Source organism: Nocardioides sp. Soil796, assembly GCF_001429525.1.
Classification (GTDB): domain Bacteria; phylum Actinomycetota; class Actinomycetes; order Propionibacteriales; family Nocardioidaceae; genus Nocardioides.
This window is the reverse complement of record NZ_LMSQ01000022.1, coordinates 314,010-329,088: the sequence shown is the minus strand read 5'-3', so window position 1 is coordinate 329,088 and position 15,079 is coordinate 314,010. Positions and strand designations below refer to the sequence as shown.

Annotated in this window: 19 protein-coding genes; 15 read left to right on the top strand and 4 right to left on the bottom strand. The window is 70.9% G+C overall.

Annotated features, from left to right (window positions below; all coding sequences use genetic code 11):
• Positions 1-245 precede the first annotated feature (245 nt).
• Genes dapE through ASH02_RS25400 form a run of 4 tightly spaced genes read left to right on the top strand, consistent with a single transcriptional unit; the run spans position 246 to position 2,818 of the window.
• A complete protein-coding gene (gene dapE, locus ASH02_RS25415) occupies positions 246-1,310 on the top strand; it encodes a succinyl-diaminopimelate desuccinylase (RefSeq protein ID WP_156409877.1) in 1,065 nt (354 codons plus the stop codon).
• The gene (locus ASH02_RS25410; RefSeq protein WP_057295733.1) at positions 1,307-2,080 is read left to right on the top strand and encodes a TIGR00730 family Rossman fold protein; all 774 of its coding nucleotides are present in this window, start codon (positions 1,307-1,309) and stop codon (positions 2,078-2,080) included. Before dapE ends, ASH02_RS25410 begins: the two co-directional genes overlap by 4 nt.
• Positions 2,081-2,087: 7 nt before the next feature.
• Positions 2,088-2,378, top strand: a complete 291-nt coding sequence (locus ASH02_RS25405; protein ID WP_056681345.1) for a DivIVA domain-containing protein — start codon at positions 2,088-2,090, stop codon at positions 2,376-2,378.
• Positions 2,379-2,392: 14 nt separating this feature from the next.
• Complete coding sequence (locus ASH02_RS25400; RefSeq protein WP_056681343.1) at positions 2,393-2,818, top strand: hypothetical protein; 426 nt, start codon at positions 2,393-2,395, stop codon at positions 2,816-2,818.
• 100 nt (positions 2,819-2,918) lie between these two features.
• On the opposite strand, the gene ASH02_RS25395 is transcribed toward ASH02_RS25400, so the two are convergent.
• Together ASH02_RS25395 and ASH02_RS25390 are read right to left on the bottom strand one after the other, a co-directional pair.
• Positions 2,919-3,713, bottom strand: coding sequence for an enoyl-CoA hydratase-related protein (locus ASH02_RS25395; protein ID WP_056681341.1), 795 nt, complete (start codon positions 3,711-3,713; stop codon positions 2,919-2,921).
• Positions 3,714-3,738: 25 nt separating this feature from the next.
• On the bottom strand, positions 3,739-4,515 hold the full coding sequence (locus tag ASH02_RS25390) for a PaaX family transcriptional regulator (protein WP_056681339.1): 777 nt from the start codon (positions 4,513-4,515) through the stop codon (positions 3,739-3,741).
• Positions 4,516-4,635: 120 nt separating this feature from the next.
• On the opposite strand from ASH02_RS25390, the gene ASH02_RS25840 reads away from it, so the two are divergent.
• The 3 genes from ASH02_RS25840 to ASH02_RS25380 are packed head-to-tail and all read left to right on the top strand — an operon-like array spanning position 4,636 to position 6,695.
• On the top strand, positions 4,636-4,803 hold the full coding sequence (locus tag ASH02_RS25840) for a DUF3117 domain-containing protein (RefSeq protein WP_082748240.1): 168 nt from the start codon (positions 4,636-4,638) through the stop codon (positions 4,801-4,803).
• Positions 4,804-4,806: 3 nt separating this feature from the next.
• The gene (locus ASH02_RS25385; protein ID WP_057295732.1) at positions 4,807-6,363 is read left to right on the top strand and encodes a leucyl aminopeptidase family protein; all 1,557 of its coding nucleotides are present in this window, start codon (positions 4,807-4,809) and stop codon (positions 6,361-6,363) included.
• Complete coding sequence (locus ASH02_RS25380; protein ID WP_057295731.1) at positions 6,360-6,695, top strand: hypothetical protein; 336 nt, start codon at positions 6,360-6,362, stop codon at positions 6,693-6,695. The genes ASH02_RS25385 and ASH02_RS25380 overlap by 4 nt, the downstream gene beginning before the upstream one ends.
• Before the next feature lie 34 nt (positions 6,696-6,729).
• On the opposite strand, the gene ASH02_RS25375 is transcribed toward ASH02_RS25380, so the two are convergent.
• The gene (locus tag ASH02_RS25375) at positions 6,730-7,365 is read right to left on the bottom strand and encodes an O-methyltransferase (RefSeq protein ID WP_414858565.1); all 636 of its coding nucleotides are present in this window, start codon (positions 7,363-7,365) and stop codon (positions 6,730-6,732) included.
• Between the two features lie 233 nt (positions 7,366-7,598).
• Here ASH02_RS25375 and sigE point away from each other — a divergent pair, with 233 nt between their 5' ends.
• From sigE to ASH02_RS25360, 3 genes are read left to right on the top strand one after another with little or no spacing between them, the layout of a single operon-like run.
• The gene (gene sigE / locus ASH02_RS25370; protein ID WP_056681333.1) at positions 7,599-8,180 is read left to right on the top strand and encodes an RNA polymerase sigma factor SigE; all 582 of its coding nucleotides are present in this window, start codon (positions 7,599-7,601) and stop codon (positions 8,178-8,180) included.
• Complete coding sequence (locus ASH02_RS25365) at positions 8,177-8,689, top strand: hypothetical protein (protein ID WP_056681331.1); 513 nt, start codon at positions 8,177-8,179, stop codon at positions 8,687-8,689. The genes sigE and ASH02_RS25365 overlap by 4 nt, the downstream gene beginning before the upstream one ends.
• Positions 8,686-10,206 carry a trypsin-like peptidase domain-containing protein gene (locus tag ASH02_RS25360; RefSeq protein ID WP_056681329.1) on the top strand — a complete coding sequence of 507 codons (1,521 nt, stop codon included), beginning with the start codon at positions 8,686-8,688 and terminating at the stop codon, positions 10,204-10,206. Before ASH02_RS25365 ends, ASH02_RS25360 begins: the two co-directional genes overlap by 4 nt.
• A gap of 94 nt (positions 10,207-10,300) precedes the next feature.
• Here the strand turns inward: ASH02_RS25360 and ASH02_RS25355 are convergent, their stop codons facing one another.
• A complete protein-coding gene (locus tag ASH02_RS25355; protein ID WP_056681327.1) occupies positions 10,301-10,762 on the bottom strand; it encodes a metallopeptidase family protein in 462 nt (153 codons plus the stop codon).
• A 49-nt stretch (positions 10,763-10,811) separates the two neighbouring features.
• On the opposite strand from ASH02_RS25355, the gene ASH02_RS25350 reads away from it, so the two are divergent.
• The 5 genes from ASH02_RS25350 (at position 10,812) to ASH02_RS25335 (ending at position 14,945) form a co-directional block, all read left to right on the top strand.
• Complete coding sequence (locus ASH02_RS25350) at positions 10,812-11,177, top strand: DUF3499 domain-containing protein (RefSeq protein WP_056681325.1); 366 nt, start codon at positions 10,812-10,814, stop codon at positions 11,175-11,177.
• A 27-nt stretch (positions 11,178-11,204) separates the two neighbouring features.
• Positions 11,205-12,590: a phosphomannomutase/phosphoglucomutase gene (locus ASH02_RS25345; RefSeq protein ID WP_056681323.1), complete on the top strand. Its 1,386-nt coding sequence runs from the start codon at positions 11,205-11,207 to the stop codon at positions 12,588-12,590.
• Positions 12,587-12,751 (top strand): Trm112 family protein, encoded by a 165-nt coding sequence (locus tag ASH02_RS25835; protein ID WP_082563761.1) that lies wholly within the window; start codon positions 12,587-12,589, stop codon positions 12,749-12,751. Before ASH02_RS25345 ends, ASH02_RS25835 begins: the two co-directional genes overlap by 4 nt.
• Before the next feature lie 5 nt (positions 12,752-12,756).
• Positions 12,757-13,779 (top strand): SIS domain-containing protein, encoded by a 1,023-nt coding sequence (locus tag ASH02_RS25340; RefSeq protein WP_056681321.1) that lies wholly within the window; start codon positions 12,757-12,759, stop codon positions 13,777-13,779.
• Between the two features lie 215 nt (positions 13,780-13,994).
• On the top strand, positions 13,995-14,945 hold the full coding sequence (locus ASH02_RS25335) for a DUF808 domain-containing protein (RefSeq protein ID WP_056681320.1): 951 nt from the start codon (positions 13,995-13,997) through the stop codon (positions 14,943-14,945).
• The last annotated feature ends 134 nt before the right edge of the window (positions 14,946-15,079 follow it).

Genomic DNA, 15,079 nt, shown 5'->3' with positions numbered 1-15,079 from the left:
ACCTCGACGTCTATCTGCGGACCGACGCGCCCGGCCGACCTACACCCTCATCTGGGAAGAGCCCGATTCCGTGGCGCATGGTGACAATCTAGAACACGTTCCAGTTCCGTGGCGAGGTCGGCCGACCGCGCCCGGCGTACGACTTGTGCGGTGGTGTCGACGGTTCCACCGTGTCAGGGCACGTGTTGAGCGACCATAACCCCGCGTTACTCCGGGGGTGTGGGGGCGGCTCTACGATGGCGGGCATGCCCGAACTCGACCTCGCCGCCGATGCCGTCACCCTCACCGAGCAACTCGTCAACATCGAGTCGGTGAGCCACCACGAGCAGGTGATCGCGGACGCCGTCGAGGCGGCGCTGACACCGATGGCACACCTCGAGGTGACCCGCCACGGACACACGATCGTGGCCCGCACGAACCTCGGCCGCGACGACCGGGTGGTGATCGCCGGCCACATCGACACCGTGCCGCTCAACGACAACCTGCCGGCCCGTCGCGACGAGGAGCTCCTGCACGGACTCGGCTCCTGCGACATGAAGGGCGGCGTCGCCGTCGCCCTCAAGCTGGCCGCCGACCTGACCCAGCCGAACCGCGACATCACCTTCATCTTCTACGACGCCGAAGAGGTCGAGGCCGAGCACAATGGGCTGTTCAAGCTGAGCCGCAGCGCCCCCGAGCTCATGCAGGCCGACTTCGCGATCCTGATGGAGCCCTCGAACGCGGTCGTCGAGGCCGGCTGCCAGGGCACCATGCGGGTCGACGTGCGCACGACGGGAGAGCGCGCGCACAGCGCCCGCAGCTGGATGGGCGTCAACGCGATCCATGCCGCGGCGCCGATCCTGGCCAAGCTGGCGGAGTTCGAGCCGCGCAGGCCGGTGATCGACGGACTGGAGTACCACGAGGGCCTCAATGCCGTCTTCATCGACGGTGGCGTCGCCGGCAACGTGCTGCCCGACGAGTGCGTGGTTCAGGTCAACTACCGCTTCGCCCCCGACCGGAGTGGCGAGGAGGCCGAGAAGTTCCTTCGCGACTTCTTCGACGGCTATGACATCACGGTCACCGACCTCGCCCCCGGCGCGCTCCCGGGTCTCTCCGTACCGGCCGCGGCGGCGTTCCTCGAGGCCGTCGGCGGCGAGGCGAACCCGAAGTTCGGCTGGACCGACGTGTCCCGGTTCAGCGAGCTCGGGGTGCCGGCAGTCAACTTCGGGCCGGGTGATCCACTGTTGGCGCACAAGCAGGAAGAGCACGTCCCGTTCGCACACATCGAGCGGTGCGAAGAGCAGCTTCGGATCTGGTTGGGGGAGTCATGACGGAGAACAAGGGGCACGACAAGTACCGCGGGCCGGTGGTGATGCGCCGCTCGCAGGTCGACAGCGGTACGACGGACCAGCGGCTGCTCGAGTCACGCGGCCCGACGGACTGGGTGCACACCGACCCGTGGCGGGTCATGCGGATCCAGTCGGAGTTCGTCGAGGGCTTCGGCGCCCTGGCCGAGCTGGGTCCCGCGATCGGCGTGTTCGGGTCGGCGCGCACGAAGACCGACGAGCCGTCGTACGCCCAGGCCGAGAAGCTGGGCCGCAAGCTGGTCGAGGCCGGCTTCGCGGTGATCACGGGTGGCGGACCGGGCGCGATGGAGGCGGCCAACAAGGGCGCCTCCGAGTCCGGTGGCGTCAGTGTCGGCCTCGGCATCGAGCTGCCCTTCGAGACCGGGCTGAACCAGTGGGTCGACAAGGGCGTCAACTTCCGTTACTTCTTCGCCCGCAAGACGATGTTCGTCAAGTACGCCCAGGGATTCGTCGTGCTGCCCGGCGGAGTGGGCACCCTCGACGAGCTCTTCGAGGCGGTCACCCTGGTGCAGACCCAGAAGGTCACCTCGTTCCCGGTCGTGTTGGTCGGCGTCGACTACTGGTCCGGGCTGATCGACTGGCTGCGCCAGACCGTGCTCGCCGAGGGCAAGATCTCCGAGAAGGACCTCGACCTGATCACGCTCACCGACGACCTCGACCTCGCCGTACGCCTCATGGTGGAGGCCCGAGCGGGCCACGGGCCCACGGCGCCGGTCGCCAAGCAGCCGGAGTGACGCGGCCGTGACGTGGTTCTTCGCGATCCTGATCGTGCTGGCCCTCGGCGGGGTGGCGCTGGTGGCCTCCGGCTACGGCCAGGGCCTGGCCCGGGTGCACCCCGACCGGCGCGACGTGACACTCCCGGCAGGCCGCGACCTGGTCGGCGGCGACCTGCGCCGGGTGCGGTTCACCGCCGCCGTCCGGGGCTACCGGATGAGCGAGGTCGACGCCCTCCTGGCGCGTCTGGCCGCCCAGCTCGAGGAGAACGCCGACGCTCGTGACGGCGCGGAAGATGGCAAAGCGACCGGCACGTAGGGCACACTCGGCCCGTGCCTCTTCAGTGGATCATCTACATCCTCACCGTGCTGGCGGCCGTCGTGGTGGTGCTCACGAGGGTCCGGCTGGGCGGTGACAAGGCTGGTGCAGGTCGGTTCCAGACCTCCTCGATGCTGCTCAACGTGCACACGATCGCCGGCCTCGCTGCGGTGATGACCTGGGCGGTCTTCCTGGTCACCGGGCTCGGCGAGGGCAACGGCAACTCCATGATCGGGATCGCGGCGCTGGCCTTGTTCTGGCTCACCGCCGTGGTCGGAATCATGATCCTGGTCCGCTGGCTGCCCTCCCGCGGCAAGCACTCCTCGGACGCGGTGCACGACACCTGGAGCCAGGGGCCCGGACTCTCCGTGCTGGCCCACGTCGGCATGGTGGTCGGCGTCTCCGTCTTCACCTGGGCCTACCTGCTCTCCAGGGTCTGACCCACCCGCCGTACGCCCGGCACACGAACAACGTCCTGCGCGCCGGTCGCCAGAGCAACCGCCACGCAGGACGTCCCGAACCAGCCTGACGTACGACGCCTCAGCGCCCCTCGAAGACCGGCTTCTGCTTGGCCACGAACGCGGCGACCGCGGACTTGTGGTCGGCGGTGGCGCCGGTCAGCGACATCATCTCGCTCTCGAAGGCGACGGCGTCCTCGAACGACGCGCCGGCCGAGTTCGCCACGGATCGCCGGATGGCGCCGAACGACACCGTCGGGCCGTCGGCCAGCTTGCGGGCCAGCGCGCCGACCTCGGCCGCGAAGTCGTCACCGGAGACCACCTTGGTGGCCAGTCCTAGCTCGGCGGACTTCTCGGCGGAGAGGGTGCTCGGGAAGTAGAGCAGCTCGAGCGCCCTGGCCTGACCGACCAGCCGGGGCAGGGTCCACGAGGCGCCTGTGTCGCAGGAGAGCGCGACACCGGTGAAGGCCAGGTTGAAGCCGGCCGTGTCGGCCAGGATCCGGAAGTCGCAGGCGAACGCGAGACTCGCGCCGGCCCCGGCGGCCACGCCCTGAACGGCGGCGATGACCGGCTTGTTCATCGTGGCCAGCAGGGTGACGGTCGGGTTGTAGTGCTTGTCGACGGTGGTGAACAGCGCGTCGGAGTCGCCCTTCTCGAGCAGCTGGATGTGCTCCTTGAGGTCCTGGCCCACGCAGAACGCGCGGCCGGTGCCGGTCAGCACCACACAGCGCACGGCGTCGTCGTCCGCGGCCCGGCGTACGGCGTCGAGCAGCGCCTCCTTGGTGGCGATGTCGAGGCTGTTCATCGCCTCGGGACGGTTGAGCGTGATGGTGGCGACGCCGTCGGTGACCTCGAGGAGGACGGACTCGGTGGACATGGGTGGATCCCTTCGTGGGTGCGGGTCAGGCGGACAGGCAGCGGTCGACGAAACGGTCGGCGCCGGGTTTGAGGCGGCCGGCCTCGGCCGTGAAGAACGCGGCGGCCTCGCGACCTGGCCAGTCGGCGGGCAGCAGGTCGTCGGGCAGGCCGGGGTCGCGGAAGAGGAAGATGCGCCATTCGTGCACCAGGTGGAAGCGGTGCGCGAAGTCGGCGCGGTCGGCGTCGTCGGTCTCGACCCGCCACGGCGCGGTGCGGGCATGGGCCAGCCAGGTGGCGTACTCCTCCGCGAGGTCGTCGAGGTGCCAGCAGGTCGCCGGTCGTGACGGCGGGTCGAAGCAGGTCGCCTCGGCGCGGGAGGCGGTGACGCCTTCGCGGGCCAGAAGCTCCTCGAGGTCGGGCTGCGGCCACGGGCTGAGCCAGACGCCGTCGACCAGCTCGGCGTACCCGATCCACTGCAGCGCCGAACGGACCCGGGTGCGCACCGTGCGTGAGCCGATCGGGTCGAGCACGACCATGTGCCAGTGGCCGTCCCACACCCGGTCGAGGGTGCGGTAGATGCGGGCCCGTGCCTCGTCGAGGCGTCGACCGGCGCGCGCCGTGGCGGCGTACCCACGCCCCGCGTCGAGCGGCACCGGGTCCAACCAACCCTGCAGCACCATGCGCGAGATGGCGGTGCGTACGGCGGGTGCGGCGATGCCGACAGGTTCGAGCAGCCGCACCAGTGCGGCCACGGGTGCCCGGTCGCCGCGCGTGCTCAGGTGGTCTCCGTAGACGTCGAAGAGCGCGGATCGGGCGTGCATGGGGATGAGTGTGCCAGCAGCCGAGCGACCGTCGTTTCGGGACTCGTGGGGCAATAGGGGATACTGGTCCCTGCGTACAGCGCCACGGGGCGCGGCATGAGCACAGGAAGAGGTGCGCGGATGGCGGCGATGAAGCCGCGGACTGGGGACGGTCCGCTGGAGGTCACCAAGGAAGGACGCGGCATAGTCATGCGCGTTCCGCTCGAAGGCGGTGGCCGTCTCGTTGTCGAACTCAACGCTGAGGAAGCCACGGCTCTCGGCGATGCACTCAAGGGTGTTGTTGGCTGACTTGTGAGCGATCCCTCCCGACACCCCCGCCTTCCCGACCAGGTCCAGCCGCCGACGTTCACACTCAGTGACACGACGCTCGACCAGGACCAGCCGTCGATCATCGCCCTCCCGGTCCTTGCCGGCAGCGACGACGACGGTCCCACTCTGGGGCCGGGTGCGGCGGAGTTCCTCGACACGCACGACGTCGACCTGTTCGGCGTCCTCGACCACCACCGGGCAACCGGTCGGGCGGGCGAGGTCGTGCTGCACCCGCTGCTCGGCGACTCCCGCCACACGGCGGTGGCGCTGGTCGGTGTGGGGGCCGGGGGATCGGCCGACCTGCGTGCCGCGGGCGCGGCCCTGGCTCGTCAGGTCAAGGATCGCGAACTCGTCGCCACCACCATCACCACGGTCGCCGACGACGAGGGCCTGCGCGCCTTTGTCGTCGGGCTGACCCTCGGTTCCTTCGAGTTCCACTGGCGCAAGGACGGCGCCAAGGCCCAACCGGTACGCCGGGTGGTGCTGGCCGGCTCCGTGGAGCGGCAGCCCGTGCTCGACAAGGCGGTTGCCGTCGCGTCCGCCGGGTGGCGGGCCCGCTTCCTGGCCAGCGTCCCCTCGAACGCCAAGAACCCGGCGTGGCTGGCCGACCAGGCCCGGGAGATCGCCGACGAGGCCGGACTCAAGATCACCGTCTGGGACGAGAAGCAGCTGGCCGACGACGAGTTCGGCGGCATCCTCGCCGTCGGCGCCGCCTCGGCCACGCCGCCGCGCCTGATCCGCCTTGACTACACGCCCACCCGGTCGGCCCGCAGGGGCGCGAAGACCGGCCACGTGGCCCTGATCGGCAAGGGCATCACGTTCGACACCGGCGGCCTGTCCATCAAGCCCGGTGAGGCGATGGTCAACATGAAGCGCGACATGACCGGCGGTGCCGTCGTGCTCGCCACCATGGCCGCACTGTCCGCACTCGAGTGCCCGGTCAAGGTCACCGCGCTGGTGCCCGCCGCCGAGAACGCCATCGGCGGTGCGGCGTACCGCCCCGGCGACGTGATCCGCCACTACGGCGGGCGCACCACCGAGGTGACCAACACCGACGCCGAGGGGCGTCTCGTGATGGCCGACGCGCTGGCGTACGCCGCCGCGAAGGTCAAGCCCGACGTGCTCGTCGACATCGCCACCCTGACCGGTGCCATGAAGGTGGCGCTGGGCCTGCGCACCGGCGGCTACTTCGCCAACGACGAGGCGCTGGCCGACCTGGTCGCCGAAGCCGGCGCGGACGCCGGCGAGCGGCTCTGGCGCCTGCCCCTCGCAGAGGAGTACGAAGAGAAGATCTCCTCGAAGGTGGCCGACGGCGACAACGGCGCCGGCAACCCGGGCGCGATCACCGCAGCCCTGTTCCTCCAGCACTTCACCGGTGGCCTGCCGTGGGTGCACCTCGACGTGGCCTCGGTGGGCGACGCGCCCACCGACGACAACGAGTGGACGGTCGGCCCGACCGGCTTCGGGGCTCGCACCCTCCTGACCTGGCTCGAGCAGGACAACCCTCTCGAGGGCATCACCCGCAAGGCGTCCTCGTGAACGGCCTCACCGTGCGCTGGTCACTGACCGACGCCCCCGACGACGTCGACGTACGGCTCCGGGACTACGTGCACGGCACCTCGCACGCCCGCTTCACCGGCATGGACGGGCTCGCCTACAAGACCTGGCGCAGCGTGCCGGGTCAGTGGTTCGAGGGCTGCTACGTGTTCGGCTCCGACGAGGAGCGCGTGTCGTTCCAGGAGACGTTCACCGCCACGGCCGCGGAGTCGCCGGGCTCGCAGATCATCGGCAGCGCGCCGATCCTGATCGAGGCGTGCGAGGTCGTCGCGATCGCCGAAGGCGCCCACGGGTTCACACCTCTTCCGAGCTGACGGCCGGCTGCGTATGCACCCGACCGCCGTCACATCACTCGGGGATCCATTCCTTCTTGGCAGCAAGCAGGCCGTCGCCGACCGGCAACAGCACGGGCACCAGGCCCTCGGCCTCCTGGATCGTGCGACCCAGCTCGCGGATCGAGACGGTCTCCTCGTCGCGCTGCGCCGGGTCCGCCACGCGGTCGTGCCACAGGGCGTTGTCGAAGGCCACCACGCCACCGGGACGAAGCAGGCGCATGGCCTCCTTCAGGTAGTCGGCGTACTCGCGCTTGTCGCCGTCGCAGAACACCAGGTCGTAGTGGCCGTCGGTCAGGCGGGGGAGGACGTCGAGTGCGGCACCGGGAATGGTGCGTGCGCGCTGGGCGGGGACACCGGCGTCGCCGAAGGTCTGCTTGGCGAGGCGCTGGTGCTCGGTCTCGACATCGACCGTGGTCAGCACGCCGTCGGGGCGCATGCCGCGCAGCAGCCAGAGGCCGGAGACCCCGGTGCCGGTGCCGATCTCGACGACGGCGCGCGCATCGAGGACGGCGGCCAGGAAGCGCAGGGTTGCGCCCACGCCGGAACCGATCGGCACGACGCCGACCTCCTCGGCGCGTGCCCGGGCGGCCGCGAGGATCTCGTCCTCGGCGACGAACTCCTCGGCGTAGGTCCAGCTCGTGGGCTTGATGGGCGTGGTGATGACAGCCTCCTGAGGTCGTGACGACTCACCGATGTGGACGACCCTATAACGACTCTCGGGCGTGGACCGCGTGCCGGAGCGGGAACACGGCGGGGTCCGGGATCGTTGAAGCACTGAGGAACCTCCCAGCAACTCCCTTGCTGCTGCTCAGGTTCCTCTCAGTCGGGTTCCCTAGCGTTGGTGAGGTCAGGTTGTTGCGCAGACGAGGGCAGGAGAGCACCATGCAGGACAGTCAGGTGGTCCCCAGCTGGGACGAGATCGTCGCCCAGCACTCCGAGCGCGTCTACCGGCTGGCCTACCGCCTCACCGGCAACCAGGCCGACGCGGAAGACCTCACCCAGGACGTCTTCGTCCGCGTCTTCCGGTCGCTGTCGACGTACAGCCCCGGCACCTTTGAGGGCTGGCTGCACCGCATCACCACCAACCTCTTCCTCGACGGCGCCCGCCGCAAGCAGCGGATCCGCTTCGACGCGCTGTCCGACGAGCGCGCCGCGCGGTTGCGCAGCGACGGCGGCATCCCGCACGACGAGTACGCCGACCAGCGGTTCGAGGACGACGTCGAGCAGGCGCTGGCCCAGCTTCCGCCGGACTTCCGTGCCGCCGTCGTGCTCTGCGACATCGAGGGGCTCTCCTACGAGGAGATCGCCGAGATCCTCGACGCCAAGCTCGGCACCGTCCGCTCCCGCATCCACCGCGGCCGGGCCATGCTCCGCGAGGCGCTGGCACACCGCGCCCCCACCGCCGGCCGCGAGCGCTACTCCGGGCCCGTGCCGCGCCAGGTCCAACAGGGCGTCGTCCGGTGATCGGCCACGTCGGCACCAAGGTCAGCGCACTGATCGACGGGCAGCTGCCGCAGGCCGAGAGCGACCGTCTCTGGGTGCACGTGCACGGTTGCGCGATGTGCCGCAGCCACGTCGAGCGCGAGGGCTGGGTGAAGACCCGCCTCGCCGGACTCAACGCGACCAGCCAGCCGGCCGCCCCCAACTACCTGGCCAGCGTGCTGTGCCGGGCCACCCATCTCCCCGAGGAGCCGGCGCCGGCTCTCTCCCCGCTGGGAAGTCGTCGTCGCACGATGGCCGTCGCAGTGGTCGGCGCCGGTTCGGTGGGCGCGGCCATGGTCGGCGTGTTCGCCCTGGCCGTGCCGGCCCAGGCCCCGGCGGTCGACCGCCGCGGTCCGGTCACCTCCCTGACCGGCGGTGTCTCGGGCCCCTCCCGATCGGCCACGCCGGTCGGAACGACCGTGTCGTCGACGTCCACGCGCGGCTCTGCGCCTGACGCTTCCCTCCCAAGATGGGTGACAATCTCCCAGTGAACGATCAGCAGACCCCCACACCCGACGGCGAGCAGCCCGACGCCGGCCGCGCCGACCTCGAGCGGTCGGACCCCGAGCAGCCCGTTGCCGCGACCTCCGACGCCGACGACGTGGAGCACACCCTGAGGCTGCCGGCGGAGTCCGCGGCCCCCGATGCCGAGACCTCGCAGTTCGCGCCGCCCGACGAGCGCACGCAGGCCCCGGCTGCCGGCTCTCACGCAGCCAGCGGTCACCAGGCGCCGCAGCACGGCCAGCAGGGGCCCGGCTCCTATGCGCCGCCCTCGGGGCCCCCGTCGTACGCGCCCCCGACCGGCGGACCCGGCCCCTACCGGGGCGCTCCCTACGGTGCCCCGCAGCAGCCGTACGCCGCCTACCCGCAGGCGCAGGCCGTGGGCGCGGCCCCGGAGCGTCGGGCCAGGTCGCCACGTGGCATCTGGCCGGCCGTGGCCGTCCTCTCGCTGCTCCTCGGCCTGGTCGGCGGTGCCGTCGGCGGGGCCGTGGTGACCAAGTGGCAGGACAGCTCCGACGAACCCGGGCGCACCGACAACGGCCTGGCCGACGTCGACACGGTCAACACCGCGCCGCTCCCTGCCGACAACGGCAGCATCGCCGCCGTCGCCGAACAGCTGCTGCCCAGCACCGTGCAGATCATCGCCGACTTCAAGGGTGAGGAGGGCGGCGCCACCGGTTCCGGCTTCTTCCTCGACAAGCAGGGGCACGTCGTCACCAACAACCACGTCGTCGCGGATGCCGCCGACGGTGGCGAGATCAAGATCGTCGACCACGAGGGCGTCCAGCACGAGGCCACGGTCGTCGGCCGCAGCCCCGTCTACGACCTCGCCGTGCTCTACGTGAAGGGCCTCAAGAACGTGAAGCCCGCCGCACTCGGCACCTCGAAGGCCCTGCGTGTCGGCGAGAACGTCGTGGCCATCGGCTCCCCGCTCGGCCTGAGCAGCACCGTGACCGCCGGAATCGTCAGCGCCCTCGACCGGCCGGTCACCACCGGCGGCGAGGAGGACTCACAGTCCTACATCAACGCCGTCCAGACCGACGCGGCGATCAACCCCGGCAACTCGGGCGGCCCGCTGGTCAACCTGGCCGGGCAGGTCGTCGGCGTGAACTCGGCGATCGCCACGACCGGCGGCTCCAGCGTGGGCCAGGAGTCCGGCAACATCGGCGTCGGCTTCGCGATCCCGATCGAGCAGGTGAAGGTCACCGCAGACCAGATCCTCAAGGACGGCGAGGCGCGCTACCCGGTGATCGGGGCGACCGTGAACAGCGACGGCTCCGGCGACGGTGCACACATCCAGGAAATCGTGAAGGGCAGCCCGGCCGAGGACGCCGGCCTCAAGGAGGGCGACGTCGTCAGTGCCCTCGACGACCGGATGATCACCGACAGCCCGACCCTGATCGTGGCCATCCGCTCCCACCTGCCGGGCGACACGGTCGAGCTGACCGTCAAGCGCAACGGCGACGAGAAGACCCTCAAGATCAAGCTCGACTCCAAGGTCGGCTGAGCTCGAGGCCGAGACGCGCGGGCGGCCGTGCCCGGGCCCAGGCCCGAGCCGGCCGTCCGCGACCAACCGGCGTGACCGGTCTTCCCTGACCGGCTCAGTCGTCGGCGCGGTAGCGCGGGTCCACGTCGGTGGCGTCCATGCCGAGCAGTTCGGCGACCTGTTCGACCACCACGGTCAGCACCATGGCGTCGAGCTCCTCGCGGCTGTCACATCGATGCTCGATCGGCCGGCGGAACAGCACCAGCCTGGTCGGCGTACTCCCGCTGCCGCGGATCAACGACGACAGCGGCACCCCGGTCTGCTCCCAGTCGTCGGGGACCAACGGAGTGTCCTCGACCGCGAACTCGACCAGGCCGAGGCGGTCGTGCCAGCGCTCCTCGATCGCCGAGACCACGCCGAGCACGAGGGAGTCGAACCGCTCGCGACGCGTGGGTCGGTCAGGCGCTCGCAGGCCACCGGGGGCCGACGGCGGCAGGACCTCCGGTCCACGCATGCCTCGGTCACGCCGGTCCCTTCGTCGCCCAGCCGGTCGCCCGGTCAGTCCATGCTCAGTCACGCCGCGAGCCTAATCGGGACCCGGGCACCCGCGGGGTAGCGTCTGCTCCGTGAAGCCAGCCCGTCGTTGTTCGCGTACCGCGTGTGGCCGTCCCGCGGTCAACACGCTGACCTACGTCTACGCAGACTCGACCGCGGTGCTGGGACCGCTGGCGACGTACGCCGAACCGCACGCCTACGACCTGTGCGAGGCGCACAGCGAGCGACTGAGTGCGCCGCGCGGCTGGGAGGTGCTCCGGCTGGCCCCGGACCCGGCCACGCTCGAGCCCAGTGGCGACGACCTGCTGGCCCTGGCCGACGCGGTCCGCGAGGCCGCGCGACCGGCGCCCCGCATCCCCGCACCCGCAGGGCTCGAGGCCGAGACCGGTCGTGAGACCACGCGTCGCGGCCACCTGCGGGTCCTCTCCAACGACTGACCCTGCGACGGGCGATAGGCTCGCGCCATGCCTCCAGCCTCCGCGCCAGAATCCACACTGGCCACCGAGAACCTGCACGCGATCTTCAAGGCGTACGACGTACGCGGCACGGTCGGTGACCAGATCGACGAAGTTCTCGCACGACGCATCGGCGGGGCCTTCGTGGCCGTCACCGGGGTGTCCACCGTCGTCGTCGGCTACGACATGCGGCCCTCGTCGCCCGGCCTGGCCGGGGCGTTCGCCGACGGCGCATCCGCTGCGGGCGCCGACGTCGTGGTGATCGGCCTGGCCTCGACCGACCAGCTCTACTTCGCCTCCGGCCACCTCGACCTGGCCGGCGTCATGTTCACCGCCAGCCACAACCCCGCGGCGTACAACGGCATCAAGATGTGCCTGCCGGGTGCCCGGCCGATCGGCGCGGAGACCGGACTGCTCGACATCCGCGACGCGGTCGCGACCGAGGTCACCGGCGGCCGGGTCGGCTCGATCACCAACCGCGACGTGCTCGCCGAGTACGCCCACCACCTGCTGTCGCTGGCGCCGGTGACCGGGCGTCGGCTCAAGGTCGTCGTCGACGCAGGCAACGGCATGGCCGGCCACACGGCGCCGGCCGTCTTCGACCGGCTGGCCGACCAGGTCGAGGTCGTGCCGATGTACTTCGAGCTCGACGGCACCTTCCCCAACCACGAGGCCAACCCCATCGAACCGGCCAACCTGGTCGACCTGCAGAAGCGGGTGCGGGCCGAGAACGCCGACATCGGGCTGGCCTTCGACGGCGACGCCGACCGGTGCTTCCTCGTCGACGAGCGCGGCGAGCTGGTCTCGCCCTCGACGCTGACCGGGCTGATCGCGGCCCGCGAGCTGGCCCGCGAGCCCGGCGCCACGATCATCCACAACCTGATCACGTCGCGCTCGGTGCCCGAGATCGTCGCCGAGCTGGGCGGCACCCCGGTGCGCACCCGCGTCGGCCACTCCTTCATCAAGGCCACGATGGCCGAGACCGACGCCATCTTCGGTGGCGAGCACAGCGGCCACTTCTACTTCCGCGACTTCTGGCGGGCCGACTCCGGCATGCTCGCCGCGCTGCACGCGCTGGCCGCCCTGGCGGAGACCGAGCAGCCCCTGTCGCAACTGCTGGGGGAGTACGTCCGGTTCGTCGCGTCGGGCGAGATCAACTCGACCGTCGCCGACCAGGCCGCGATCCTGCATGAGCTCGAGGCGTCGTACGCAGGGACCCCGGGAGTGGCGCTGGACCACCTCGACGGGCTCACGGTGGCCCACGACGACTGGTGGTTCAATGTGCGGGCCTCCAACACCGAACCCCTGCTGCGGCTCAACGCCGAGGGCAAGGACGAAGCGACGATGGTGACCATGCGTGACGCCGTACTCAGTGTGATCAGGAGAGACCAATGAACATCGACCCCGCCCTGCTCGAGATCATCGTGTGCCCCGACTGCCACGGCACGTTGGCACCCGTCGCCGAGGAGCTGGTCTGCTCCGGGTGCGGGCTGGCCTACCCGGTCCGGGACGACATCCCGGTGCTGTTGGTCGACGAGGCCCGTACGACGGCCTGACGCCCATGTGGTTCGACGAGTCTCGCCTGGATGACGAAGCCGCCCTGGCCGGGGTGGACCTCCTGCTGCGCTCCCTGGCCGAGTCCGGATCGCGGGTCCGACGGGCCGCGAGCGACGCTGCCGACGCGATCGTCGAGGCGGTCCAGGCCAGCCAGGACTCGCGTCCGCGGGCGGTGATCGCCGCGGGTCCCGACTCACGGCTGCTGCGTGCGGTGCTCGAGCCGTGGTGCCCGGTGCCGTTCGTGGCGTGGCCCGGTGCCGCCCTCCCCGGGTGGGCCGGCAGCCTCGACCTCGTGGTGATCCTGGCCCCCGAGCGCTCCGACCCGGCCGCGGCGTCGGCGATCGCAGAGGCCGTGCGCCGTGGCTGCCAGGTGGTCGTCGCCTGCCAGGCCGACTCGATGGTGGCCGAGCACGCCGCCGGCCGGTGGGCCACGGTGCTGCCGATCCAGTCGGGCGACCAGCTCGCCACCGCAGTCGTGATGCTCGACTACCTCCACCGCATCGGGCTGGGCCCGGCCTCCGACGCCGACGAGGTGGCTGCCGCCCTCGACGCCGTGGCCATCGCGGACTCCCCGCACCGCGACCTGGCGGTCAACCCCGCCAAGGTGCTGGCGATCGCCCTGGCCGACGCCAACCCGCTCGTGTGGGGCGGTTCGGTGCTGGCCGCACGTGCCGCGCGACGCGTCGCCGAGTCGATCCGGCGTGCCTCCGGTCGCAGCGCCCTGGCCGGTGACGCCGAGCACCTGCTCCCGGTGCTGGAGGCGACCCGCGCCCGCGACGTGTTCGACGACCCCTTCGCCGACGACGGCGGTGACCTGCGCACCGTGCTGCTGGTCCTCGACGACGGCGCCGAGGACCCGGTCGGCAACGAGCAGCTGGGCCGGCTCAGGGCGGCTGCCGACAGCCGCGGCATCCGCGTCGAGACCGTCACCACCGAGACCGGCAGCGAGGTGGCCCGCTACGCCTCCCTGATCCTCTCCGGGCGCTATGCCGCCGCCTACCTCCAGCTCGGCCTCGTCCCCGACTGACGCGATACTCCCTGACGTTTCGGTCCCTCCGTGGGGATACTCCCTGACGTTTCGGCCCCCTGAAGGGCCGAAACGTCAGGGAGTATCCCTGGGTGAGGGCCGGAACGTCAGGGAGTATCGAAGAGTTGGCGAGCGGGGACGGCCCCCTAGACTGACCGCGTGATGACACACGTGTGTGCCGATGACGCAGCCGATGATGCAGTGGTGACCCGCCCATGAGCGCCGGTCTGTTCGCCCTCCTCGACGACGTCGCGGCCCTGGCCAAGGTCGCCGCCGCGTCGATCGACGACGTCGGTGCGGCCGCCGGCCGGGCCAGCGCGAAGGCGGCCGGCGTGGTCGTCGACGACACCGCGGTCACCCCGCAGTACGTCTCGGGAGTGGCCGCCAAGCGCGAGCTCCCGATCATCAAGAAGATCGCCGTCGGGTCGGTGCGCAACAAGCTGCTGATCATCCTGCCGGCGGCCCTGATCCTCAGCCAGTTCCTGCCATGGCTGCTCACCCCGATCCTGATGCTCGGCGGCACGTTCCTCTGCTACGAGGGCGCCGAGAAGATCTGGGAGAAGCTCAGCGGCCACGACGCCCACGCCGAGGAGGAGGTCACCGCCGAGATCAGTCCCGAGCAGGAGAAGACGATGATCGCCGGCGCGATCCGCACCGACCTCATCCTCTCCGCCGAGATCATGGTCATCTCGCTCAACGAGGTCGCCGACCAGCCGTTCCTGGCCCGGGCCGCGATCCTGGTCGTGGTCGCGCTCGGCATCACCGCCCTGGTGTACGGCGTGGTCGCGATCATCGTGAAGATGGACGACATCGGTGTGGCGATGACGAGGTTCCGCTCCGGCCTCTCGCAGAAGGTCGGCCACGCCATGGTCAAGGGCATGCCCGCCCTGCTGGGCGTCATCTCCGTGGTCGGCACCGCAGCCATGCTCTGGGTCGGCGGCCACATCCTCCTCGTCGGACTCGACGACCTCGGCTGGCACCCGCCGTACGAGTTCGTCCACCACCTCGAGGAAGAGGTGCACCACGCGGTCGCCGGCATCGGTGCCGCTCTCGGCTGGGTGGTCAACACGATCGCCTCCGCGATCATGGGCCTGCTCGTGGGCGCAGTGGTGGTCGTGATCATGCACTTCCTGCCGTTCGGCCACGGCTCCGAGAAGTCCCACTGATCCCGGACGCCCCGACGCGCACGCCCGGCGACAATTCAGTGGGCGGCGGCACACGCTTGTAGGCTGGACGGGTCCGCGCGGGAGATCCCGAATAGATGCAGATGCACCGCGGAACCCAGTCGAACACGTTGAGG

Bases quoted from the DNA above. Each gene is read 5' to 3' on its own strand.
- ASH02_RS25840 (WP_082748240.1), top strand. From the start codon at position 4,636: ATGGCGGCGATGAAGCCGCGGACTGGGGACGGTCCGCTGGAGGTCACC.
- ASH02_RS25345 (WP_056681323.1), top strand. From the start codon at position 11,205: ATGCCTCCAGCCTCCGCGCCAGAATCCACACTGGCCACCGAGAACCTG.
- ASH02_RS25835 (WP_082563761.1), top strand. From the start codon at position 12,587: ATGAACATCGACCCCGCCCTGCTCGAGATCATCGTGTGCCCCGACTGC.
- ASH02_RS25410 (WP_057295733.1), top strand. From the start codon at position 1,307: ATGACGGAGAACAAGGGGCACGACAAGTACCGCGGGCCGGTGGTGATG.
- sigE (WP_056681333.1), top strand. From the start codon at position 7,599: ATGCAGGACAGTCAGGTGGTCCCCAGCTGGGACGAGATCGTCGCCCAG.
- ASH02_RS25335 (WP_056681320.1), top strand. From the start codon at position 13,995: ATGAGCGCCGGTCTGTTCGCCCTCCTCGACGACGTCGCGGCCCTGGCC.
- ASH02_RS25395 (WP_056681341.1), bottom strand. From the start codon at position 3,713: ATGTCCACCGAGTCCGTCCTCCTCGAGGTCACCGACGGCGTCGCCACC.
- dapE (WP_156409877.1), top strand. From the start codon at position 246: ATGCCCGAACTCGACCTCGCCGCCGATGCCGTCACCCTCACCGAGCAA.
- ASH02_RS25340 (WP_056681321.1), top strand. From the start codon at position 12,757: ATGTGGTTCGACGAGTCTCGCCTGGATGACGAAGCCGCCCTGGCCGGG.
- ASH02_RS25390 (WP_056681339.1), bottom strand. From the start codon at position 4,515: ATGCACGCCCGATCCGCGCTCTTCGACGTCTACGGAGACCACCTGAGC.